The 22,102-nt window shown below is 63.0% G+C and carries 20 protein-coding genes; 10 read left to right on the top strand and 10 right to left on the bottom strand.

Translation table 11 applies throughout. From position 1 onward, the window contains the following. Positions 1–18: 18 nt before the first annotated feature. Genes MUO32_RS12735 through MUO32_RS12725 form a run of 3 tightly spaced genes read left to right on the top strand, consistent with a single transcriptional unit; the run spans position 19 to position 2,656 of the window. Entirely contained in the window at positions 19–837 is an 819-nt protein-coding gene (locus MUO32_RS12735; RefSeq protein ID WP_257948670.1) for a class I SAM-dependent methyltransferase, read from the top strand. Between the two features lie 41 nt (positions 838–878). Beyond that, on the top strand, positions 879–1,544 hold the full coding sequence (locus tag MUO32_RS12730; RefSeq protein ID WP_257949218.1) for a TetR family transcriptional regulator C-terminal domain-containing protein: 666 nt from the start codon (positions 879–881) through the stop codon (positions 1,542–1,544). A gap of 29 nt (positions 1,545–1,573) precedes the next feature. Next, on the top strand, positions 1,574–2,656 hold the full coding sequence (locus tag MUO32_RS12725; protein ID WP_257948668.1) for an ABC transporter substrate-binding protein: 1,083 nt from the start codon (positions 1,574–1,576) through the stop codon (positions 2,654–2,656). 71 nt (positions 2,657–2,727) lie between these two features. Here the strand turns inward: MUO32_RS12725 and MUO32_RS12720 are convergent, their stop codons facing one another. The 3 genes from MUO32_RS12720 to MUO32_RS12710 are packed head-to-tail and all read right to left on the bottom strand — an operon-like array spanning position 2,728 to position 5,584. Next, positions 2,728–3,822 (bottom strand): ABC transporter ATP-binding protein, encoded by a 1,095-nt coding sequence (locus MUO32_RS12720; protein ID WP_257949217.1) that lies wholly within the window; start codon positions 3,820–3,822, stop codon positions 2,728–2,730. 23 nt (positions 3,823–3,845) lie between these two features. Further along, positions 3,846–4,670 carry an ABC transporter permease gene (locus MUO32_RS12715; RefSeq protein WP_257948667.1) on the bottom strand — a complete coding sequence of 275 codons (825 nt, stop codon included), beginning with the start codon at positions 4,668–4,670 and terminating at the stop codon, positions 3,846–3,848. Beyond that, positions 4,667–5,584: an ABC transporter permease gene (locus MUO32_RS12710; RefSeq protein WP_257948666.1), complete on the bottom strand. Its 918-nt coding sequence runs from the start codon at positions 5,582–5,584 to the stop codon at positions 4,667–4,669. The genes MUO32_RS12715 and MUO32_RS12710 overlap by 4 nt, the downstream gene beginning before the upstream one ends. Before the next feature lie 235 nt (positions 5,585–5,819). Here MUO32_RS12710 and MUO32_RS12705 point away from each other — a divergent pair, with 235 nt between their 5' ends. Beyond that, positions 5,820–7,235, top strand: a complete 1,416-nt coding sequence (locus MUO32_RS12705) for an aminotransferase (RefSeq protein WP_257948665.1) — start codon at positions 5,820–5,822, stop codon at positions 7,233–7,235. A 202-nt stretch (positions 7,236–7,437) separates the two neighbouring features. Further along, positions 7,438–8,508, top strand: coding sequence for a D-alanyl-D-alanine carboxypeptidase family protein (locus tag MUO32_RS12700; RefSeq protein ID WP_257948664.1), 1,071 nt, complete (start codon positions 7,438–7,440; stop codon positions 8,506–8,508). Positions 8,509–8,511: 3 nt separating this feature from the next. Here MUO32_RS12700 and MUO32_RS12695 read toward each other — a convergent pair whose 3' ends face one another. From MUO32_RS12695 to MUO32_RS12680, 4 genes are all read right to left on the bottom strand, one after another. Next, positions 8,512–9,711, bottom strand: coding sequence for an SRPBCC family protein (locus MUO32_RS12695; protein ID WP_257948663.1), 1,200 nt, complete (start codon positions 9,709–9,711; stop codon positions 8,512–8,514). A gap of 163 nt (positions 9,712–9,874) precedes the next feature. Then, on the bottom strand, positions 9,875–10,120 hold the full coding sequence (locus MUO32_RS12690) for a hypothetical protein (protein ID WP_257948661.1): 246 nt from the start codon (positions 10,118–10,120) through the stop codon (positions 9,875–9,877). Positions 10,121–10,221: 101 nt separating this feature from the next. Further along, entirely contained in the window at positions 10,222–11,010 is a 789-nt protein-coding gene (locus MUO32_RS12685) for a DUF1194 domain-containing protein (RefSeq protein ID WP_257948659.1), read from the bottom strand. Positions 11,011–11,107: 97 nt separating this feature from the next. Then, entirely contained in the window at positions 11,108–11,716 is a 609-nt protein-coding gene (locus tag MUO32_RS12680) for a TetR/AcrR family transcriptional regulator (protein WP_257948658.1), read from the bottom strand. A 98-nt stretch (positions 11,717–11,814) separates the two neighbouring features. Between MUO32_RS12680 and MUO32_RS12675 the strand changes: the two genes are divergently transcribed. The 5 genes from MUO32_RS12675 to MUO32_RS12655 all read left to right on the top strand — a co-directional run bounded on the left by MUO32_RS12675 (position 11,815) and on the right by MUO32_RS12655 (position 17,993). Next, a complete protein-coding gene (locus MUO32_RS12675; RefSeq protein WP_257948657.1) occupies positions 11,815–12,633 on the top strand; it encodes an NAD(P)H-binding protein in 819 nt (272 codons plus the stop codon). 2 nt (positions 12,634–12,635) lie between these two features. Continuing rightward, positions 12,636–13,127 carry a DUF1772 domain-containing protein gene (locus MUO32_RS12670; RefSeq protein ID WP_257948656.1) on the top strand — a complete coding sequence of 164 codons (492 nt, stop codon included), beginning with the start codon at positions 12,636–12,638 and terminating at the stop codon, positions 13,125–13,127. A 67-nt stretch (positions 13,128–13,194) separates the two neighbouring features. Then, on the top strand, positions 13,195–14,613 hold the full coding sequence (locus MUO32_RS12665; RefSeq protein WP_257948655.1) for an amidase: 1,419 nt from the start codon (positions 13,195–13,197) through the stop codon (positions 14,611–14,613). Between the two features lie 252 nt (positions 14,614–14,865). After that, the gene (locus MUO32_RS12660; protein WP_257948654.1) at positions 14,866–16,068 is read left to right on the top strand and encodes a DUF2778 domain-containing protein; all 1,203 of its coding nucleotides are present in this window, start codon (positions 14,866–14,868) and stop codon (positions 16,066–16,068) included. 221 nt (positions 16,069–16,289) lie between these two features. Continuing rightward, a complete protein-coding gene (locus MUO32_RS12655) occupies positions 16,290–17,993 on the top strand; it encodes a PAS domain-containing methyl-accepting chemotaxis protein (protein WP_257949216.1) in 1,704 nt (567 codons plus the stop codon). 33 nt (positions 17,994–18,026) lie between these two features. On the opposite strand, the gene MUO32_RS12650 is transcribed toward MUO32_RS12655, so the two are convergent. The 3 genes from MUO32_RS12650 to MUO32_RS12640 all read right to left on the bottom strand — a co-directional run bounded on the left by MUO32_RS12650 (position 18,027) and on the right by MUO32_RS12640 (position 21,888). Continuing rightward, complete coding sequence (locus tag MUO32_RS12650) at positions 18,027–20,501, bottom strand: ATP-dependent helicase (RefSeq protein ID WP_257949215.1); 2,475 nt, start codon at positions 20,499–20,501, stop codon at positions 18,027–18,029. Positions 20,502–20,604: 103 nt separating this feature from the next. Beyond that, positions 20,605–21,018: a carboxymuconolactone decarboxylase family protein gene (locus tag MUO32_RS12645; protein WP_257948653.1), complete on the bottom strand. Its 414-nt coding sequence runs from the start codon at positions 21,016–21,018 to the stop codon at positions 20,605–20,607. 48 nt (positions 21,019–21,066) lie between these two features. After that, positions 21,067–21,888, bottom strand: a complete 822-nt coding sequence (locus tag MUO32_RS12640; RefSeq protein WP_257948652.1) for a cyclase family protein — start codon at positions 21,886–21,888, stop codon at positions 21,067–21,069. Between the last annotated feature and the right edge of the window lie 214 nt (positions 21,889–22,102).

Genomic DNA, 22,102 nt, shown 5'->3' with positions numbered 1-22,102 from the left:
CGCAAGAGCAGGGAAGCCATGACGGCGGCAGGCGAGGACGGCGCAGCGGCGGAACCGGAATATGACGAGGCGGCGATCCGCTTCCTCGGCGTGATGTGGGGCGAGGGCTATCTTTCGCCCGGCGGCCCGGCGGAAGTCGATCGTGTGCTCGCGGGTATCGATCTCAAGGGCAAACGTATTCTCGATTTCGGCTGCGGCGCCGGCGGCATCACCCTGCATATTGCCAAGACATATCGTCCGGCGGAGATCGTTGGTTATGACGTCGAGCAGCCTGTCATCGAGCGGGCGCGGGCGGCTGCGGCGGCGCAGGGGCTTTCGTCGGTTGCGCGGTTCGTCGCGAGCCCACCGGGGTGCCTGCCATTCGAAGACGATGAGTTCGATGCCGTCTTCTCCAAGGATGCGATGATCCATGTGCCGGACAAGGAGGCGCTTTTCGCGGAGCTTTTCCGTGTGCTGAAGCCCGGCGGCGTCTTTGCCGCTTCCGACTGGCTGATTGGCCATGACGGTGAGCCGAGCGCCGATATGAAGGACTATATCGTCGCCGAGGGGCTCAGTTTCGGCATGGCCTCCCCGCGTCGCTATCTGCGCGCGATGGCCGCGGCGGGTTTCGTCGACAGCGTCGCGGAGAGCCGCAACGGCTGGTATCGCGATGTGGCGCGCGGCGAGCTTATGCGGCTGAAAGGTCCGCTCCACGCCGAGGCCGTGGCGGCGGTCGGCGAAGCCTATGTCGAGAAGAACATCCGCACCTGGACCGCGATGCAGAAGGTTCTTGACAGCGGGGAGCATTGTCCCACTCATCTGCGCGCAAGCAAGCCGGCCGCGGGAATTCGCCCATGACCGTGGTGCTGAAGAATCCCAAAGGCAAGGTAACGGTGAAGATGCGGGCAGGCGGGGCTGAACAGGGCTCGGGCGACGGCGAGAAGCGGGGCCGCAAGGCCTCCAAGGAAACGAGACGACAGCAGCTTATCGAAGCGACGATCGATTCGCTCGCCAAACGCGGGTATTCCGACACGACGCTGGCGGATGTGGCCGATGGCGCCGGTCTTTCCCGCGGGATCGTCAACTTCCATTTCGAGAGCAAGGAAAACCTGCTCGTCGCGACGCTGCAATTCATGTCGGAAGAGTATGGCGACCACTGGAATTCCGCGCTGGAAAAGGCCGGTCCCAGCGTCGCCAGCCGTTTATGGGCCATCGTGCATGCGGATTTCGACAGAAAGATCTGCACGAAGCGCAAGCTCGCCGCCTGGTGCGCCTTCTGGGGCGAGGCCAAGTCCCGGCCGACCTATCAGGCGCTCTGCGGCGCGCGCGACGTCAAATACCAGGAAACCGTGATCGCACTCTGCGCCGACCTGAAGGCGGAAGGTGGCTACGACTACGAACCGGAACCGATGGCGCTGTCGCTTTGCGCCATGCTGGAAGGCCTGTGGCTGCGCCTGATGATGGGTGACGGCACGACGCGGGAGAAGGCGCTGGAAGCGGCCATCGCCTTCGTCGTCGTGGTCTTCCCGAGGCACCTCACATTGCAAGGACCAAAACCACAATAGGGAACCCGAAAACGGGGAAGGAGCATGGCATGAAGACTGCAAACACGGCCAGGTTTTATACGACGGCGGCGCTCGCCGCCGTCCTCGCCTTCACAACCGCCCTTCCTGCCTTCTCCGCCGACACGCTGACCGTTTTCGACTGGTCCGGCTACGAGGACCCTGCCTTCCATCCGAAATACACCGAAAAGGCCGGCGCGGAGCCGGACTTTTCGTTCTTCGGCGACGAGGAGGAGGCATTCCAGAAATTGCGCTCGGGTTTCAAGGCCGATGTGGCGCATCCCTGCTCGCAGAGCGTGGTGAAGTGGCGCGAGGCGGGGCTTCTGGAGCCGCTCGACACGGCCAAGCTCGCCTCGTGGAACGATATCCTGCCCAACTTCAAGGCGATGAAACACCTGATGACGTCGGATGACGGCACGGCCTGGTTCATTCCCTTCGAATGGGGCAATACGGTGCTGACCTATCGCACCGATACGGTGAAGCCCGAGGAGGTCGCTTCGCTGAAGGCCTTTGCCGATCCCAAGTTCAAGGACCGCGTGTCGATCGGCGATAATGTCGACGATGCCTACGCGCTCGCAAGCCTCGCCATCGGCCTCAAGGACTGGACGACGATGACGGATGCGCAGTTCCAGGAAGCGTCCGCCTTCCTGCGCGAGGTGCACAAGAACGTGCGGCTCTACTGGACCGACAACACGGATCTGAGCCAGGCCCTGGCAAGCGGCGAGGTCGATCTCGCCTGGGCATGGAACGAGACGGCGACGACGCTGCAGGCGGAAAGCCAGCCGATCGCCATCAAGAAGGACACCAAGGAAGGCCTTTCCACCTGGGTCTGTGGTTATGTACGCCTGAAGGGTGCCGAAGCGAACCCGGATATGGCCTATGACTATCTGAACGCCGTCACCGATCCCGATGTGGCCGCCTATATGGTCGAGAGCTGGGGTTATGGGCATTCCAATGCCAAGGGCATGGCCGCCGTCGATCCGAAGATCCTCAAGGACAAGGGCTATGCGGATGTCGACGCCTTCGTCGCCAACACGCTCTTCCAGGCGCCGATGCCGACGGAACTGCGGCAGAAGATGATCGCGGAATTCGAGAAGATCAAATCGGGTTACTGACGACCGCTTTTGCCGAGCCTCGCCCCGCTGGGGCGGGGTCTTCAGCTCCCGGTCTGCCGGGAGCTTTGCTTTCAGACGCGTGTGACCGGCGGATCTTCGGCCAGAAGCACGAAGGCGTCCGGATCGTAGGCGAGGCGGATTTCCGCACCGATCGGCAGGTCATCAGCGCCGAAATTGTTCGTTTCCACCATCGAGAGCGGGTGTTCCAGTCCGTCCACGCCCACGGTCAGATGCGTGACCTCGCCGAAATAGGCGCGGTTCTCGATGCGGCCGGCAAGTTCATGCGGCGCGCGGTCCTCATCCCACAGCAGCCGCAGGCGTTCGGGGCGGATGCCGACGGTGACGTGGCCGTTGCTGGCGGCAAAGCCCTGCGGTTTTTCGAGGTTGACGGCGCCGAAGCGGGCGGCGTCGATGGAGACGGCGTTACCCTGCTCGCCGAGCACCCTGGCTTTCAGAAAATTCATGCCGCCAAGGAAGTCGGCGACTTTTCGCGTGCGCGGGCGCTGGTAGATTTCCTTGGGGCTGGCGATCTGTGCGATGCGCCCCCCGAACATGACGGCGATGCGGTCGGAAAGCGCGAGCGCTTCATACTGGTCGTGCGTCACGAGGATAAAGGTGATGCCGACAGCCTTTTGCAGCGTGCGCAACTCCACCTGCATTTCCTCGCGCAGCTTCTTGTCGAGGGCGGAGAGGGGTTCATCGAGCAGCAGCACCTTCGGGCGCATGACGAGCGCGCGGGCCAGCGCCACGCGCTGGCGCTGGCCGCCCGACAGTTCATGCGCCTTGCGCTGGCCGAGGCCCGAAAGACGCACCATGTCGAGCGCATCGCCGACGCGCTTCCTTTCTTCCTCAGGGGAAAGCCTCAGCCGCTTCAGGCCGTAGGCGACGTTTTCCGCGACGTCGAGATGCGGAAAGATCGCGTAGCTCTGGAAGACCATGTTGGTCGGCCGCCTGTTCGGCGGCAGCGCCAGCGACGGCACGCCGTCGATGTAGATTTCGCCAGCCGTCGGGTTTTCGAAGCCGGCGATGGAACGCAGAAGCGTGGTCTTGCCACAGCCGGAGGGGCCGAGCAGCGAGAAGAACTCACCTTCGGCAATGGAAAGCGAGACGTCGTCGAGCGCTTTGTAGATGCCGTAGAACTTCGACACGTTTTCGATCTGGATCATCGCTCGGTCGGTCATGGAGACTCCTAGGGCAGGGCATGCGCCAGTTGCGTGCGGCGTTCGGCACGGCGGCGCAGGATTTCGGCAAGGGTGAGCATGAGGATGGAGGCGACGAGCATGATCGTGCCGAGTGCCAGCACGCCCGGCAGCTTTGCCGCGAAGCGCAACTGGCCCCAGATATAGACCGGCAGCGTCGGCTCGGTGCCGGAGAGGAAGAAGGCGAGGATGAACTCGTCGAGCGAGATGGTGAAGGTGACGAGCAGGCTGGAAACGATGGCCGGGGCCACCACCGGCAGCGTCACGCGCCGGAAGGTGCCGATGGCCGTTTCGCCCAGATCGTAGGACGCTTCCTCCAGGCTGCGATCGAAGCCCTCGAAGCCGGAGACGAGCACCGACATGGCATAGGGCACGCAGAACACGGTCTGGCCGAGGATGACGGTGACGAGCGACAGCTCCACGCCCATTGCCAGCACGATCATCAAAAGCGAGACGGCGACGATGATCTCCGGCAGGAAGAGCGGCGCCATGATGAGGCCGGCGGCCGTGCGCTGGCCGCGAAACCGGTAGCGCGTGATGGCGCGGGCGGCGCAGATGCCGAGGACCGTGGAGAGCAGCGAGACGGAAATGCCGACGATCAGGCTGTTCCAGGCCGCGTTCAGCATGACGGAGTTGCCGGCAAGCGAGGCGTACCATTTCGTGGTGAAACCGGCGAGCGGGAAGGTGGTCGTCGCCGCATTGTTGAAGGAGAAGATCGGCAGCAGCAGGATCGGCAGGTAGAGAAAGAGGAAATAGACGGCCACATAGACCGGCAGGACGGGAATGACGCGCAGGCGCCGCAGGAGGACACTCATTTGATCCTCCTGATGGTGAACTTCAGCGCAAACACGACGGCCGCGGCCGAGAGCGAGACGAGCACCATGGTCGTCACCGAAAGGGCGGCACCCAGCGGCCAGTTCGCGGCCTTGCCGAATTGCGCCTGGATGGCGGTGGCGATCATCACGCCGTCCTTGCCGCCGACGAGGCGCGGCGTCACATAGTCGCCGACGGTCGGGATCATCACGATCAGGAAAGCGGAGATGACGCCGGGCAGCGAGAGCGGCAGCGTGATGCGGAAGAAGGCCTTGATCCTGCTGTCGCCGAGATCGCGCGCCGCCTCGATCAGCGTGCGGTCGACCTTTTGGAGCGACACGTAGATCGGCAGGATGGCGAAGGCTGCCCAGCTGTGAACCAGCGTGATGACGACGGCGTTGGAATTGTAGAGCAGCGACGTCACCGGCTTGTCGATGAGGCCCATCGAGATGAGGCCGGTATTCATGACGCCGCCATAGCCCAGGATGACTTTCCACGACAGGACGCGCAGCAGGTAGCTGGTCCAGCAGGGCACGGTGATGAGGAAGAGCCAGAGGTTCTTGTGCACGCCGCCGTGGAAGGAAATGAACCAGGCGACCGGATAGGAAAAGACCACGGTGACGACGCTGACCGTCAGCGAAATCCAGAGCGAGCGAATGAAGAGGTCGCGGTAGATCGGTTCGGTGAGCGCCTGCCGGTAGTTTTCCAGCGTGAAGGTGCGGTCGATATCGAGATAGTTCTGGGTCCAGAAACTGTAGGCGATGACGATGAGAACAGGGAGAAAGAGCAGCGCCAGCGCGTAAAGGAAGGTCGGCGAGATCATGGCGAGGCCGCGGGCCTCGTCGCTCCGCATCCAGGCCCGGCGCCGGGAGGGGGAGGGTGTTTCGGCGGTGGTTTCAAGCGCCGCCGCCGTCATCGGGCAAGCATCCAGCCGCGACAACTTTCATAGAGGGTGAGTTTTCCCATTCCCATGTCTGTCCGCCTTTTCGGCTTTGTTGTTCCCGAAACGAAACATGCGCCCAAATCCCCGTTGAAATCAAGCCCCACTTCTGCAATATTGATTGAACGAACATTCAATATGATCTGGAAATATAAAATCTTTCATATTGTTGGTCGCAGAATCTTTTCGAAAATTAGTGATGGAGAGGGACATGGCGGCAATTCCGAAGACGGCGAATGAACCGATCGGCGAGGCGCCTGACGATCTGACCCGGCTTGCCGAGCAGCACCTCGTGCAGCCCTGGCCCGTCTCCGGCTCCATCGGCGCGGAGGCGCGCGGCCGAATCGAGTCTGGCGAGGGCATCTATGTCACGGATGCCAGCGGTCGCCGACTGATCGACGGCCCCGCCGGCATGTGGTGCGTCAATGCCGGCCATCGCAACAGGGAGCTTGCCGACGTGATGGCCTCTCAGGCCATGGAGCTGTCCTACAATTCGCCCTGGTACACGACCAACGCGCCGTCCGCCGTGCTTTCGGCGCGGCTGGCGGGGCATGCGCCCGACGGCGTCGACCATGTGTTCTACACGACCGGCGGCTCCTCGGCGGTCGAGACGGCGCTGCGCTTCATGCAGTTCGCCAACAATGTGAAGGGCCGGCCGGAGAAAAAGCTGATCGTGTCCCGGCAGGGCGGCTATCACGGCTCGACCTATCTCTCCGCCTCGCTCAACGGCAGGCCGCGCGATCATGACTGGATGGACAGCGCCTCCGACCTCGTCGTGAAGCTTTCCTGCCCGAATCCCTTCCGCCGGCCCGACGGCATGGGTGTCGATGCCTTCTGCGATGTCCTCGTCGAGGAATTCCGGCAGGTCATAGAAGACAAGGGGGCGGAGAATATCGGCGCCTTCATCGCCGAGCCCGTCATGGCGTCCGGTGGCGTGATCGTGCCACCGCCGGGCTACCTCAAGCGCATGCATGCGCTCTGCCGCGCCAACGATATCCTCTTCATCGCCGACGAGGTGGTGACGGCCTTCGGGCGGCTCGGCCATGTCTTCGCGTCGAAGGACGTCTTCGACATCGAGCCTGATATGATCACCTTCGCAAAGGGTGTCACGTCAGGGTATTTTCCGCTCGGCGGCGTGATGATCGCGGGGCGGTTGTTCGAGGAGCTGCGCCGCTCGAACCACTCCGAGGCGATGTTCGCGCATGGCCTCACCTATTCCAGCCACCCCGTCGGCTGCGCAGTGGCACTGAAGAACCTCGATATTCTCGAGGGCGGGCTGCTGGAGCATACGCAGGCGGTGTCGGCGCATTTCCAGAACAGCCTCAAGGCGCTCGAAGAACTGCCGCTGGTCGGTGAGGTGCGTGGGCTCGGGTTGATGGCCTGCGTCGAATGCGTCGCCGACCGCGTCAGCAACAACCCGCTGACGCTCGACCTCGAGGTGGGCAAGCGTATCGACAAGCATTGCCAGGAATTGGGGCTGCTGGTGCGCCCGCTCATTAACATGTGCGTGATGTCGCCGCCGCTGACCATCTCGCTTTCGCAGATCGACGACATGACGGACATCCTGCGCAGGGGCATCGAACTCACCATGGACGATCTTGTCCGGGAAGGGCTCTGGAGGGGCTAAGTCCCTCAAAAAGCTTGTTTGGAGCGACCCATTCCCCGGTCCAAACATTTGAGGCCCGCGAAAGTGGGCCTCTTTTTTACGCGCCTCGATTCGTGTGTTCGATGCAGGACGAGCGGTCGCTCCGGCGGCTTCGGGTTGCAGCAAAAGCTTGCGCTCACGCGGCGCATGATGGCATTACGGCACCTTCTTCGGAGAATGGCACATGAGCAAAGACACAATGGAAAAACGGTCGTGGAGGAGACAGGCCCTTATCGCATCGCTTTTCGCGTGGGCGCCGCTTTTCATGGCGGCATCGGCCCATGCCACGCCCGTGCTCGTGGTCGATGCCGACAGCCGCCAGGTGCTCTACCAGGAAGACGCCGGCGCGCCCTGGTATCCGGCCTCCACGACCAAGCTCATGACGGCGCTCGTCGTTTTCGAGGCGTTGAAAGCCGGCGAAGTCACCATGTCGACGCATGTGACGATGACGCGCAACGCGACGAAGCAGGCGTTTCTGGAGTCCGGCCTGACCTTCGGGCGGACGATGACGCTGGAAGACGCGCTTTATGCGGTGATTACCGCGTCGGCCAATGACGTCGCCGTGGCACTTGCCGAAGCCGTGGCGTCCAACGAGGCGTCTTTCGTCGAGCGGATGAACAAGACGGCCGCACGCCTTGGGCTCACCGGCACTCACTATTCGAACCCGAACGGCCTGTTCGACAAGACGAACTACACGACCGCCCGCGATCTCGCGATCCTCGGCATGGAGGTGGACCGCTCGTTTCCGGGATACCGCCGCTTCTTTCAGGCCTCCGCGGTCACGATCGACGGCAAGGAGATCAAGTCCAACAATCTGCTCCTGACGCGTTTCAGCGGCACGATCGGGATGAAGACCGGCTTCATCTGCGCCTCGGGGCGTAACATCGTCGGGCTGGCGACGCGGGGCGGCCGGCGCGTGATGGTGGTCGTCCTGGGGGCGACGACGGAACGTGAACGCAATGAGCGGTCCGCGCAATATCTGACGCAGGCCTTCGATGGCCGCCTGCCTGCCGGTGCGGGGCCTGTCGAGGGCTTGCAGAACCAGGCTGGCGCCGCTCCGGAGGATATGCGCATTCGTCTCTGCACCGACAAGAGCGCTGCCTATGAGGCAAGTCGGGATGCTCTCTATCCGATGGGCCTGCCGGGACAGGAAACCTATCTGAAGGACCGTGTCCTCGAGCAGGTCCACTCAATCGCCACCTGGCCCGGTGAGCATCTCGAGGACGTGCCTCTGCCAAAACCCCGTCCCTCGTAAAACCTAGCTCCGGCTTTTCAGGCCGGCATTTGCCTCCGCCATGGCCTTTTCCTCCGGTGCGTCCTTCAGGGTCATCACCGGAAGCACCTTGCGCAGATGGTCGTGGTGGGTGCGCACGCCGTATTCGAGGTCGGAGAGGTAGAAGCCGGCAAAGGCGTTGGAGGTCATGGCCTCGTTCGACCAGACGGTGAGTTGTACGTCCTCGGCCTGCGTGTCGCGGTCGATGCGGAAGGCGAGGTAGCGGGCGAGGCGATGCGCTCGGTCTTCCTCCCGGTGGCGGTAGATGCCGCCGCGCAGCATCGTCTTGCCGACGGCGACGGGAAACTCCTGATAGAACTGTACGGTTTCGGGGGTCACAGCGATGACGCAGTTCGGGAAAAGACCGAAGTAGATCCAGGCCTTGCGCAAGTGTTCCGGCAGCTGCGTGTTCTCAGGCGAAATCTTGACGTAGTTGCGCACGCTCCAGCGGCGGCCGGCATGGGGATTGTAGGTCGCAAAGGACCGGCAGAGTCCGTCGATGAAGGGCTCGTCGTAATAGGTCGAGCCGTAGAGGTCCTGAAGCGCCGGGTGGGCCATGGCGACGTGATAGCCCTCGTTGTCGACATCGCGCACGGACTTCCAGTTGACGGGGGTTTCCTGCGTCCAGATGCCCCCGGTCGGCACCATCTGCTCCGAACGGTAATGGGAAAGCTCCGTCTCGAAGGGCTTCATCATGTCGGCGACAGAGGGTTGCGGGCCGGGAGCGAAGCGGATGAAGACGAAGCCCTGCCAGATCTCGCATTCGAGCGACTTCAGCGCGAACTCATCCTTGTCGAGTGGCGGGAAGCTGCGCGGGCGGGCGGCACCGCGCAGCGTGCCGTCGAGATTGTAGACCCAGCCGTGGAACGGACAGACCAGCGCGTTGCGGCAGCTTCCCTTCTCGTCCGCGACAAGGCGGGAGCCGCGATGACGGCAGATATTGTGGAAGGCGCGCACCTCGCCGTCCTGTCCGCGCAGGATCAGCGCGCGTTCGCCGACGACATCCATGGCGAGGTAGTTGCCCGGCTCGGGGATGTCGGAGACATGGCAGGCGATCTGCCAGTGCTCGCGGAAAACGTGCTGCTTTTCCAGCTCCAGCAAAGCGGGGCTGTGATAACACCAGCCGGGAAGTCCGCTCCGGTCCCAGTCGTTGGGAATGCTGATATCGCGGATCATCTCGTTCATGTCGCTCCCCATTATTTTGCTGAACGTTCATTCAATATAACCACGATTTTCGTGCAAAAGGAATAGCTTGCGAAAAGTGCGTTTTCCGAAACGGGGAAAACCCCGACCGCTAGGCGGCCGGGGCAGTGTGGATTTCCGGCGAAAACCGGGCCGCTGCCGCTGCTTAACGGCAGATTTTCACGCGCTTGATGACGAGGTTGCCCCAGTGATCGTAGCGCTTGATCTTCTTCCAGAAGCAATGCCGGCGATGGCCGTAGTAGTGGGTGACATAGCCGCCGTGGTGGCCGCTCCAGCCGTGATGGCCATGGCCGCCGCCAAAGCCGAAGTAGAAGCCGCCGGCCTGCGAGGGTGCTGCGAAGGATACCGCTGCGATGGTCGCGACAACGGCGGACATAAGGAACTTGCGCATTTCAGTCTCCTCTCTTCCAGTGAAAGGATGAAGGGATTTCATCCAGTAGCTCACTGTCGCACGAGGGAACCGGTGGCGCTGTTTCGGCTGGAACAGGGCTTCTAGCGGTCGAGTTCGGGGTAATAGCGATCCATGTTGCTGGGGCGCAGCCTTTCGCCGATCAGGCAATCGACATCGCTGCCGGCGGCCGGGATGATGCGGGCGGGCGGTTGGGAGCCACTGACCTCCAGGATCAGCTTGCGCCGGATGGCGATGGCGAAATCCTCCGGTTCCTGCACCGGCAGGACGAAGGCGCCGGGGCCGCCGATGACGCAGTTCGAATAGTAATCGTCCAGCGAGCCATAGGCGGCGGAGGGACGGATCATGATGGCAAGGCCGTTGATGATGATGCCGAGCGCATTGGCCGCGTCGCGCGCCGGCGTCACGGGCGGGCCAAAATTGTTCGGGCCGTCGCCAGAAACGTCGATGACGCGGCGCATGCCGGAATAGCTGTTGGTATCGAAGAGTCTTGCGCCATAGGCGATGGCGCTCGATATCGATGTGCCGCGCCGCGTCGCGATCGGGCGGGCTTCCAGCAGCGTGGCAAAGGCATTGGCGTCATCAGGGCCGGAGATGATCTGCCAGGGGATGTGCGAGCTGTCGCGAACCGTGCCGGCCCACTCGAAGTAGCTGATGGCGATGCGCCCGGTGAGCCCTTCGCGCACGGCATTGACGAAATCGGCGTGGCGAAGCGCATCGACATAGCCGGCGCGCTGGATCTGCGCTTCCTCGATATCCATGGAGCCGGAAACATCGACGGCCAGCACCAGCTCCACGTCGACTTCCTCCCCGGAAGCGGCGACAGCGGTGCCGGCTGTCAGGCTCATCAGCAAGGCAAGCGTCGTCAGCATGACCGTCACCCCTCCGTGCACATCGTAATGAGATGGTTCAGGCGTGCGGAAGAAAAAGGGGGGTGTCCTTCAAAAATCGGTGATGGGCTTCACGAGATCAGAGCGCGGTCAGTTCCCGTATCGCCATGCGCTTGTAGGCCTCCACCAGCGCGTCGCCCTCCGCGCGCTCGACGGAGACGGCAAGGCGCATCGTCGCTTCGCCGAGATGCATGACGAGCAGGGCGGTCGCGTCGATTTTCGACGGGTCGGTTGCCGGTCGAAGCGCCTTCAGCCGCGCGCCGAGAAGGCCCCCGTTGCGGCGGCTTTCCTCGACCTCCATTGCACGCAAGGCGCCGTCCGCCTGTACGGCGGACCAGATGTCGCGAATGACCGGCTCGGCCAGGAAGATGGCATAATAGGTGTCGATCAGCGTACCGAAAGCGGCGGCGAGGCCCTCCATGCTGGTGACGGTGGAAAGGCCTTCGGCGATGCAGGCGCGGCTGTCCTCGTTGCAGCGCTCGGCAAGGGCGTGCACGATGGCGCTCTTGTCGGGAAAATACTGGTAGAGCGACCCGATGGAGATGCCCGTACGCTGGGCAAGCTCGCTCATACGCAGCGCGTCGCTGCCCGTCTCCGCAATCATGCCGGTCGCATTGGCAAGGATCGCATCCACCCGGTCGCGGCTGCGCTTCTGGCTTGGCGCGCGGCGCATCTGCGTGTCGGTCATCGCGTTCTCCAGGGCTCGTCACATATCAGGCTTGACAAATACGAGGATTTCTCACATTTTGCAAATATGAGTAAATCTCATATTTTGGAGGATGGGAAATGACACATATTCTGGTTCTGGGTGGCGAAGGGAAAACGGGGCGGCCGGTTACCGAGCGGCTGCGGGCAAGGGGACACGATGTACGCATCGGCTCGCGCTCGGGGCCGATCCCGTTCGACTGGCGCAACGCCGCCGGATGGCCGGCAGTCCTGTCCGGCATCGACGCCGTCTACATCGCCTACCAGCCGGACCTTGCTGTGCCGGGCTCGGACGACGACATCCGCAAGCTCTCGCGCCTTGCTGCCGAGGCGGGCGTCAAGCGCCTCGTGCTGCTCTCCGGCCGGGGTGAGGATGCCGCCGAGGTGAGCGAAGAGGCGATGAAGGAGGCGGGTATTGCGTGGACGGTTCTGCGCGGCAGCTGGTTCTTCCAGAATTTCAGCGAGGGCCTGTTTGCCGAACCGATCCTTGCCGGCGAACTCGTTCTGCCTTCGGCCACGGTGCGCGAACCTTTCGTCGATACGGCCGATATCGCCGACATGGCCGTGGCGGCGCTGACGGAGGAGGGGCATGCGGGCCAGACCTACGAACTGACCGGCCCGCGGCTGATGACGTTTTCCGACGCGGTGGCCGAGTTTGCCGCAGCGGGCAGTCGCGACGTCGCCTACACGCCCGTGACGATCGAAGCCTATGCGGAGATGCTGCGGGAGGCGCAGATGCCGGAAGACGTTATCTGGCTCGTCAGCTATCTCTTCGGCTCGGTGCTTGACGGGCGCAACGAGCGCCTGAGCGATGATATCGCGCGTGTGCTCGGCCGCCCGCCGCGCGATTTTGCGGATTTCGCCCGCGATGTTGCCGAAACCGGTTTCTGGAGGACCTGATCATGGCAAGTGTGTTTCCCATCCTGACCTTTCTCGCCATTCTCGCGACGGCGCTGAATGCGGGGCTCTTCTTCATCTTCTCGGTCTGCATCATGGCGGCTTTCTCGCGCCTTTCGCCGGTCGAGGGCACGGCGGCGATGAATGCGATCAATGACGTCATCCAGAACCCGTTGTTCTTTTCCGCCTTTTTCGGCGCAACGCTGCTCTCTCTCGGCCTTGCCGTCATCGGCTACATGCAGGGCGGAACGGCCGGGCTGATGGCGGCGGCGGGCGGCATCGCCTTCCTCGTCGCCGTCTTCGGCGTGACGGTCGTCTTCAACGTGCCTCTGAACAATGCACTCGCCGCCGCACAGGCCGGCAGCGCCGAGCAGGCCACGCTTTGGCAGCGCTATATCGAGGTCTGGACGATGTGGAACCATGTGCGCACGCTCGGCTCGCTTGCCGCCGTCGCCCTTCTGGCACTCGCATTCCGCCAGGGCGCGTCGCCCGGCTGAACGGCCGGGCTGGCGCTCCTTCAATCGGCCTGCTAGCTCTTCTCGAAGACAAATGCCGGAGCCGACCTTGCAGGACATCACAGCCCTTTCCGCCCTTGCCCTTTCCGCCGCCATTGCCGAGCGCCGGCTCGATTGCCGAAGCGTGATGGCGGCCTATCTCGCCCGTATCGAGGCGATCAATCCCCGGATCAACGCCATCGTCAGCCTGCGCCCGGCGGAAGAGCTTCTGGCGGAAGCCGATGCCGCCGACAGGGCGCTTTCGGCCGGCGAGTATCGGGGCTGGCTGCATGGCATGCCCTTTGCGATCAAGGATCTGTCCGAGGCGAAAGGCATTCTCTGTTCCTTCGGTTCCGCCAACTATGCGGATTTCGTGCCTGATTATGACGACATCCATGTCGAGCGCATCCGTGCGGCGGGGGCCATCATCATCGGCAAGACCAACGCGCCGGAAATGGGCCTGGGGTCGCACAGCTACAATCCTGTCTTCGGCGTCACGCGCAATCCCTATAACACCGGCAAGAGTGCCGGCGGCTCGTCCGGTGGCGCTGCGGCGGGGCTGGCGGCGCAAATTCTGCCGGTCGCCGACGGCAGCGACATGATGGGATCGCTGCGCAATCCCGCCGGCTTCAACAATGTGGTCGGCTTCCGCCCGTCTTTCGGCCGCATACCCTCGCTCGGCAACGAGTTGTTCCTCGGCCAACTCGCCGTCAACGGACCGATGGGGCGCACGGTTGCCGATGTCGCGGCGTTGTTCGCCACGCAGGCCGGGCACGATCCGCGCGATCCCCTGTCGCTGACCGATGAAAGCCTGGCGCTCGATCCGCACCGTGACCTTTCCGGCACCCGCATCGGCTGGCTCGGCGATTTCGGCGGCTACTTGCCCTTCGAGCCGGGCGTGTTGGAACTCTGCCACGCGTCGCTCGAGGTTTTTCGCGGGCTTGGCTGCACGGTGGAAGATGTCGCACCCGGCTTCGACATGGACAGGCTCTGGCAGACCTGGCGCACGCTGCGTCACTTCCTCGTCGCGAACGGGCAGGCGGCCGACTATGCCGATCCGGCAAGGCGTGCGCGCATGAAGCCCGAGATGATCTGGGAAATCGAAAACGGCCACCAGCTTGCGGCAAAGGATGTCTATGCCGCCTCGCTCGCCCGCAGCGACTGGCACCGCTATGTTGCCGGTCTCTTCGAAAGCCATGACTTCCTGATCCTGCCCTCCGCGCAGGTCTTTCCCTTCGACGCCGGAATGGACTGGCCGAAAACGGTCGGCGGAAAGACGATGGACACCTACCACCGCTGGATGGAAGTGGTGATCGGCCCCACGCTCGCCGGCCTTCCCGTCGCGGCCATGCCGGCCGGTTTCGGCGAAAGCGGCCTGCCCGCCGGTATCCAGATCATCGGCCCGGCGCGGGCCGACAGGGATGTGCTTTCGGTGGCCGCGGCCTATGAAAAAGCGACCGACTGGTTAAACCGGCATCCCCAATTCTAGGGAGGCAGGCGCGCTCGGACACGCGAGCGCCGCATTCTCGTGAGAGGGCAGTTTCGCCGGGTCTTGAGGACCTTCCGGCGGTTACCTTCAAAAACACGAGGCGCCGTTTAGGAATTGCTTACCATATTTCGTCATTCTTTGCTCGTTCGGCGGATGTTCGGAGCCCCTGGCTCCCCCCGCCGCCAGCGTAACGGCTCTCGGAGTGTAGTTTCCGCGGCCGCGTCGAGTAACGAGTTTCGGGTAACGAGTATCATGGCGTCTGTGTACAGTTCCGCGCGTTCCGCGTCGAAATCCCGTCGGGTTCGTTCCGGCGGCATCCTTGTCAGCGCATTGCTTGCCTGCGGCGTCATCGCCGGGTCCGCCTGGGCCGTCGTTTCGACGCTGGGCGCGATGCAGCATGCGGCCTCCTCGCTTTCGGAAGGCAAGAAGAGCCTGTCTGCTCCCCTTCACGTCGCCTCGCTCGCCACCAACAAAGGCGCGAGCGAACGCACGATCAGGATCCAGAAATTCGCGCGTCTTTCCAAGCCTTCGGAAAGCGACGTCCGCCAGAAGCAGCTGACGGCACAAGCGATCCAGATCGCGCACCAGCGCAAGATTTCCATCCAGCTTGCGGCCGTCGTGAAGCGCGAGAAGGCGAAAGCCGCGATGATCGATGCGGCCGTCGCCCGCGCCGAGCGCAGCGTTGAACAGGAAAAGGCCATAACCGGCCAGCCGGTGCTCGTCACCGCGCTCATCGAGGATCAGTCTGCCCGCAAGGACATCCAGCCCTTCGGCCTCGTCATGAAGAAGCCGGACGTCGAGGAAGAAAATCTTCTGAGCGAAATACCGCTGCCGGAAACCCGCCCGGCACTCGAAACCGTCACCATCGAAAAGCCTGTCGTCGAGGAAAAGCCCGTTGCGCGCACCGACAAGCGCGACGACGCGAAAGCCAAGGACAAGGATGAGGACGTCGCGCTCGTGAAGCCGGAGCGCTCGCTGTTCGGCGATCTCTTCAAAAGCAAGGGCTCAGGCACGGGCTGGCCGGGTCGCGGCACGAAGGTTGCGATCTACGACGTCTCGAGCGCGACCGTGTACATGCCCGACGGCACGAAGCTGCGCGCGCATTCCGGCATCGGCAAGATGCGCGACAACCCGCGCTACGAACATGTCAAGATGAACGGCCCGACCCCGGCCGGTATCTATCGCCTCCGGATGCGCGAACAGCGTTTCCACGGCGTCGAAGCCATCCGCATGCTCTCCGTCGATGGACGCGATCCGAAGAACCGCACGGGTCTTCTGACGCACACCAACCTTCTGCGTGGCCAGAAGGGCTCGCATGGCTGTGTCGCCTTCCAGAACTACGAGCCGTTCCTCAAAGCCTTCAAGCGCGGCCATATCACCATGATGGTCGTCGTGCCGGAAATCCCGTCGTCCCGCACCCAGCTTGCCGCGCTCTACCGCAAGGCCGGCGCCTGATCCAAACCGGATGTTCCTTGAAAACCGGCGCCCTTGCGGCGCCGGTTTTCGTTTTAGTATTATTTTTTTGCGCGCTTTGTTCGATTGTTATGGTCGACAGCAGTTTGGTTTAGCAAAAGCTAACGGTTTTCGGTCAAATCTAGCAAACGTCTAGTGCCGATCCCGGGGAAGCGGGGTCGCATCGTGGTTGGGGAGCGAACGTGACTGCTTTTGATTTTGGAATGAATGCCCGCGCCGTGCTTGCTGCGATGAACAAGTCGCAGGCGATCATCGAATTCGATCTGACGGGCAAGATCCTGCATGCCAACAAGAATTTCCTTGATGCTGTCGGCTACGAGCTTTCGGAAATCGTCGGCAAGCACCACCGTCTCTTCGTCGAGCCGGAAGAGGCGCGCTCGGCCGAATATGCGACCTTCTGGACGCGGCTTGCCGAAGGTCGTTTCGACCAGAGCCAGTACAAGCGCGTGGCCAAGGGCGGCCGTGAAATCTGGATCGAGGCGTCCTACAACCCGGTTTTTCGCGGCAGCAAACCGTACAAGGTGGTGAAATTCGCCACCGACATCACCGCCGCCAAACGCAAGGCGATGGAGGACGACGGCAAGCTGACGGCACTCGGCCGTGCCCAGGCGGTCATCGAATTCACCCCTGACGGCAAGATCCTGACCGCCAACGCCAACTTTCTCGCGGCACTCGGTTATCAGCTGTCGGATATCGTCGGCCGGCACCATTCCATGTTCTGTGAGCCGGAACATGTGGCAAGTGCGGCCTATAGGGACTTCTGGAAGCGGCTTGCCGACGGGCATTTCGTGTCCGACCAGTTCACGCGCATCACCAAGGGCGGCAGCAAGGTCCACATCCAGGCCTCTTACAACCCGATTCTCGATGCCGATGGCCGGGTGTTCAAGGTTGTGAAGTTCGCGACCGACGTGACCGAGCGCGTGCGGGCGATCGAGGAGATCGGCGCGGGTCTCGGCCGTCTTGCCGAGTGCAATATCCGCATGACGATCGACAATGACTTCATTCCGGAATTCGAGCCGCTGCGGCGCGACTTCAACAATTCGATCGGTGCCTTCCAGAAAACGTTGTCGGAGGTGCTGGACCAGACCTATACGCAGAACCGCAGCGGACAGGACATGCGCAAGGCAGCCGAGGAGCTTTCCGAGCGCACGCGCCAGCAGGCCGTTGCTCTGGAAGAGACCGCTGCCGCACTGACGCAGGCGACGGTTGCCGTTCGTTCCGCGACGGAGCGCACCCGCGAGACACGCAAGCTCGTGCAGGATGCCCGCGTTTCGGCCAATACGTCCGCCGGCGTTGTGAACGATACGGTGAGCGCGATGCAGCGGATCGAGGCCGCATCGAGCGAGATCGGCCAGATCATCGGCGTCATCGACGAGATCGCTTTCCAGACCAATCTTCTGGCGCTCAATGCCGGCGTGGAGGCGGCACGTGCCGGTGAAGCGGGCAGAGGCTTTGCCGTCGTGGCGCAGGAGGTACGCGAGCTTGCCCAGCGCTCCGCCAAGGCGGCGCGCGAGATCAAGACGCTGATCACCAATTCCAGCGCAGAGGTGCAGGAAGGCGTGCGTCTTGTCGGCGAGACCGGTCGGGCGTTGCGGGAGATCGAGAACTTCGTCGAAGAGATCGATCACAATGTCGATGCGATCGCCACCTCCGCCAGCGAACAGGCCAGCGGCCTGGAGGAGATCAGCGCGGCCGTGAGCGACGTCGACCGCATCACGCAGGAAAACGCTGCCATGGTCGAGCATACGACATCGACCAGCCAAATCCTTGCCGAAGGCGCGATCACGCTCAGCGAACTGGTGAACCGCTTCCAGCTCAACCGTCGCACCCTGCGTCGCGACGGCAGCGAGATCTGGACGTCGGAAGAGCGCGCCGCGCGGCTGGGCATGATGCGCAAGGCATCCTGAAATCAGCACGGACGGGGCCGCAGGGCGGCCTCGTCACACCCGCTCGACGAACCCGTCGAGCACGCGTTTCTGGCCGGCGCGGTCGAAGTCGATCGTCAGCTTGTTGCCTTCTATCGCCGCGACATTGCCGTTGCCGAACTTGATGTGGAAGACACGGTCGCCGACGGTGAATTTCGACGGTTCGCTCATGGTGGATTTCGCCACCAGTTCCCCGTCGATCGTTTTCGCCCGTGGTCCGCTCTCGCCATAGCCGATGCGCTCGACGGCATGGCCGGAGCGCGAGCCCCAGTTGTCGCGCGTCGCATCGGTGCGGTTGGCCTGCGCGCGGCGCCAGCCGGGTGTCGAATAGGCGTTCTGGAACGGTTCCTGCTTGTCGAAACGCGACTGGCCATATCCGCCCCCACGGCCGTAACCGCCATAGGATTGTTCGACCTCGGCAACCTCGACATGGCTTTCCGGCAGCTCGTCGAGGAAGCGTGAGGGCAGCGTCGATTGCCAGAGGCCGTGGATGCGGCGGTTGGAGACGAACCAGATGTGGCAGCGTCGTTTTGCGCGCGTGATGCCGACATAGGCAAGGCGGCGTTCTTCTTCGAGGCCGGAGCGGCCGCCCTCATCCAGCGCGCGCTGGTGCGGGAAAAGGCCTTCTTCCCAGCCCGGCAGGAAGACGGTCTCGAATTCGAGGCCCTTGGCCGAGTGCAGCGTCATGATCGAGACCGCGTCGAGCTCCGCGTTCTGCTCGGTATCCATGACCAGCGAAACGTGGTCCAGGAAGCCGCGCATCGATTCGAAGGCCTCCATCGAGCGGATCAGCTCCTTGAGGTTGTCGAGGCGCCCCGGTGCTTCGGCCGATTTGTCGGCCTGCCACATGGCGGTATAGCCGCTCTCGTCGAGGATCTGCTCGGCAAGATCCGTGTGCGGTGTGTTTTCCAGCAAGGATTGCCAGCGACGGAAATCCGTCACGACATCGAACAGCGCCTTGCGGGCCTTCGGTTTCAGCTCGTCCGTCTCGATGATATCGGCGGCGGCGGCGAGCATCGGGATATCGCGGGCGCGGGCATAGTCGTGCAGGTTGCGGATCGTCGTATCGCCAAGGCCGCGTTTGGGCGTGTTGACGATGCGCTCGAAGGCGAGATCGTCCGATGGCTGGCTGACAAGGCGGAAATAGGCCATCGCATCGCGGATTTCGAGCCGCTCATAGAAACGCGGGCCGCCGATGACGCGGTAGTTGAGGCCGAGCGTGACGAAGCGGTCTTCGAATTCGCGCATCTGGAAGGAGGCGCGCACGAGGATCGCCATGTCGTTGAGCTTGTGATCCTTGCGCTGGAGCTGCTCGATCTCCTCGCCGACGGCGCGGGCTTCTTCTTCCGAATCCCAGGCGGCATGCACGACGACCTTGTCATCGTCGGGATCGTGCCGGTCGGTGAAGAGCGTTTTGCCGAGGCGGTCCTCGTTGTGGGCGATCAGGTGGCCGGCAGCTCCGAGAATGTGGGCGGTCGAGCGGTAATTGCGCTCCAGCTTGACGACCTTGGCGCCCGGAAAGTCCTTCTCGAAGCGCAGGATGTTATCCACCTCCGCGCCGCGCCAGCCATAGATCGACTGGTCGTCGTCGCCCACGCAGCAGACGTTCTGCGGCGTGCCCTTGGGGCGCTGCGCGAGCAGGCGTAGCCACATATATTGCGCGGTGTTGGTGTCCTGGTACTCGTCGACGAGGATGTAGCGGAATTTCTGGTGATACTCGGCCAGCACATCCGGATTGGCGCGGAACATGCGGATCGGATGCAGCAGCAGATCGCCGAAGTCGCAGGCGTTCAGCGTCTTCAGGCGGTTCTGGTAGGCGACGTAGAGTTCGCGGCCCTTGCCGTTGGCGAAGGCGCGGGCGTCGCCCTCGGGGATCTGCGCCGGATCGAGCCCCTTGTTCTTCCAGCCGTCGATCATGCCGGCGAACTGCTTGGCCGGCCAGCGTTTGTCGTCGATGCTCTCGGCCTGCAGGATCTGCTTGATCAGGCGCACGACATCGTCGGTGTCGAGGATCGAGAAATCCGAGCGCAGGCCGACCAATTCTGCATGGCGGCGCAGAAGTTTCACGCCGATCGAGTGGAAGGTGCCGAGCCAGGGCATGCCCTCGACGGCGCCGCCGACGAGCAGGCCGATACGCTCCTTCATCTCGCGCGCGGCCTTGTTGGTGAAGGTCACCGCCAGAAGCTGGCTCGGGAAGGCGCGGCCGGTCGCCAGGATATGGGCGATGCGGGTGGTGAGCACGCGCGTCTTGCCCGTGCCGGCGCCGGCAAGCACGAGCACGGGGCCGTCGACGGTCTCGACCGCCTCGCGCTGTTCGGGGTTGAGGCCGGTGAGATAGTCCGGCGCACGGTTGGCATCGCGGGCCGCCATGGCGCGTGCGGCAATGCCGATGCTCTGGCCACCGGCGGCCGGTTTGGCCGGCGCGGCGGGCCTGGCGCCGAGCTGCGGGTCTTCATCGAAGAAGGGAATGTCGTCGTAACCGCTGATCATGCGGTTCAATGTAGTGATTCGGGTCCGAAAGACCAGTTTTCCGTTCTGCTTTTATTCCGCGGGGGAAAAGATTGGTCGGAGGATTGTGGAAAGCGCTGCCCGCTCAGGGCTTTGCGCGATCCGCGTCGAAAACGCCGTCCACGGGCAATTGCAGCGCCGTCGCAAGCTGGTTGGTCTTGCCGGCGAGCGAGACGATGGCGAGCAGTTCGCCATATTGCGCATCCGTCATGCCCCTGGCCTTGGCGGCGGCGGTGTGGGAATGGACGCAGTAGCTGCAGCCATTCGTGACGGATACGGCGATGTAGAGCATTTCCTTGACCAGCGGATCGAGCGTCGAGGGCGTTGCCATGACGGCCTTCACCTCCGCCCAGGTGCGTTCCAGCAAGGCTGGATCGAAGGCGAGGTAGCGCCACATATTGTTGACGAAATCCGATTTGCGGGTCGCGCGGATGTCGTCGAACACCGCCTTGACGCGCGGGTTCGCTTCGAGGTCTTCGGCTGGTTTGACGGTGCTCATCGTGTTCTCCTGCGGGATGGGCCGGCGGTGGACCGCCGGCCGATAGACTTAGACCAGTGCGAGAACGCGTGACGGGCCGCCCGTACCGCCGCGCACTTTCGGCGCACCGACGATGATCGTGGCGCCCTTGGCCGGAAGCTGGTCCAGATTGGCCGCACCTTCAAGCCCCCAGTGGCCGGAGGCGAGCCAGGCATAGTGCGTGGCGAAGTCCGGCGAGATGCCGTAGTCGAGCGACAGCGTATCGACGGCGATGCCGACGGCGCTGGAGCTTTCCGCCAGATACTGCACCGCTTCGACATGGAAGCCGGGAAAGTGCATCTTGCCCTCGGCATCGGCATTGCGGAACTTGTCCGTGCCGAGATGTTTGCCCCAGCCGGAATTGAGCGCCACGCAGGCCTTCTCCGGCAAATCGCCATTGGCGGAAATCCATGCCTTGATGTCATCCGGCGTCAGCTGCGCATCCGGATTGGCATCGGCCTTCGCGCGGATGTCGATGACAGCGAGCGGCACGACGAGGTCGGAAACCGGGATTTCCGCGACCGACTTGCCATCCTCGGAAAAATGCAGCGGTGCGTCGAGATGGGTGCCGGTGTGCTCGTTGACGCGCAGCTCGAAGAGATTGAACTTGTGTTCCTTGTAATTGAACTTCTGCTCGCGCCAGAACTGCTGCTGGCCAAAAAAGGTCGGAAACTCCTCATACAGTTCATGCGTGAGGTCCGTTACCTTCGACGGCGCCTGGGCGAGCGCCGGGCTCAGCGCGCCGGTACTGGCGGCGGCAACGGCGGCCCCGCCCGCGGCGGCGGCACGGAAGAAGCTTCGTCTCGAAAGCATGCGGGATTTCACGGTTTCAATAACGCAGGCGTCGCACATGGATTTCCCTCTCGATCAATATGTTTATGAAGAATTTCTGATATAATACGGCCTCGCGGCCGACAGAAACGCTATCACAAGCGAAGGGGACGTCCAGTCATCCCCATGCTCCGAGAGGCGGCGGCGCGGGAAGATTTCTCCACAGTTTCTTACATTTCGGTAACAGTCGGGCCTCCAATCTTACAAATCCGTAATGATCCGATTCTTTCATTGT

It is taken from the genome of Shinella sp. CPCC 101442, assembly GCF_024704725.1.
GTDB lineage: Bacteria > Pseudomonadota > Alphaproteobacteria > Rhizobiales > Rhizobiaceae > Shinella.
This window is presented reverse-complemented; position numbering and strand designations above follow the sequence as displayed.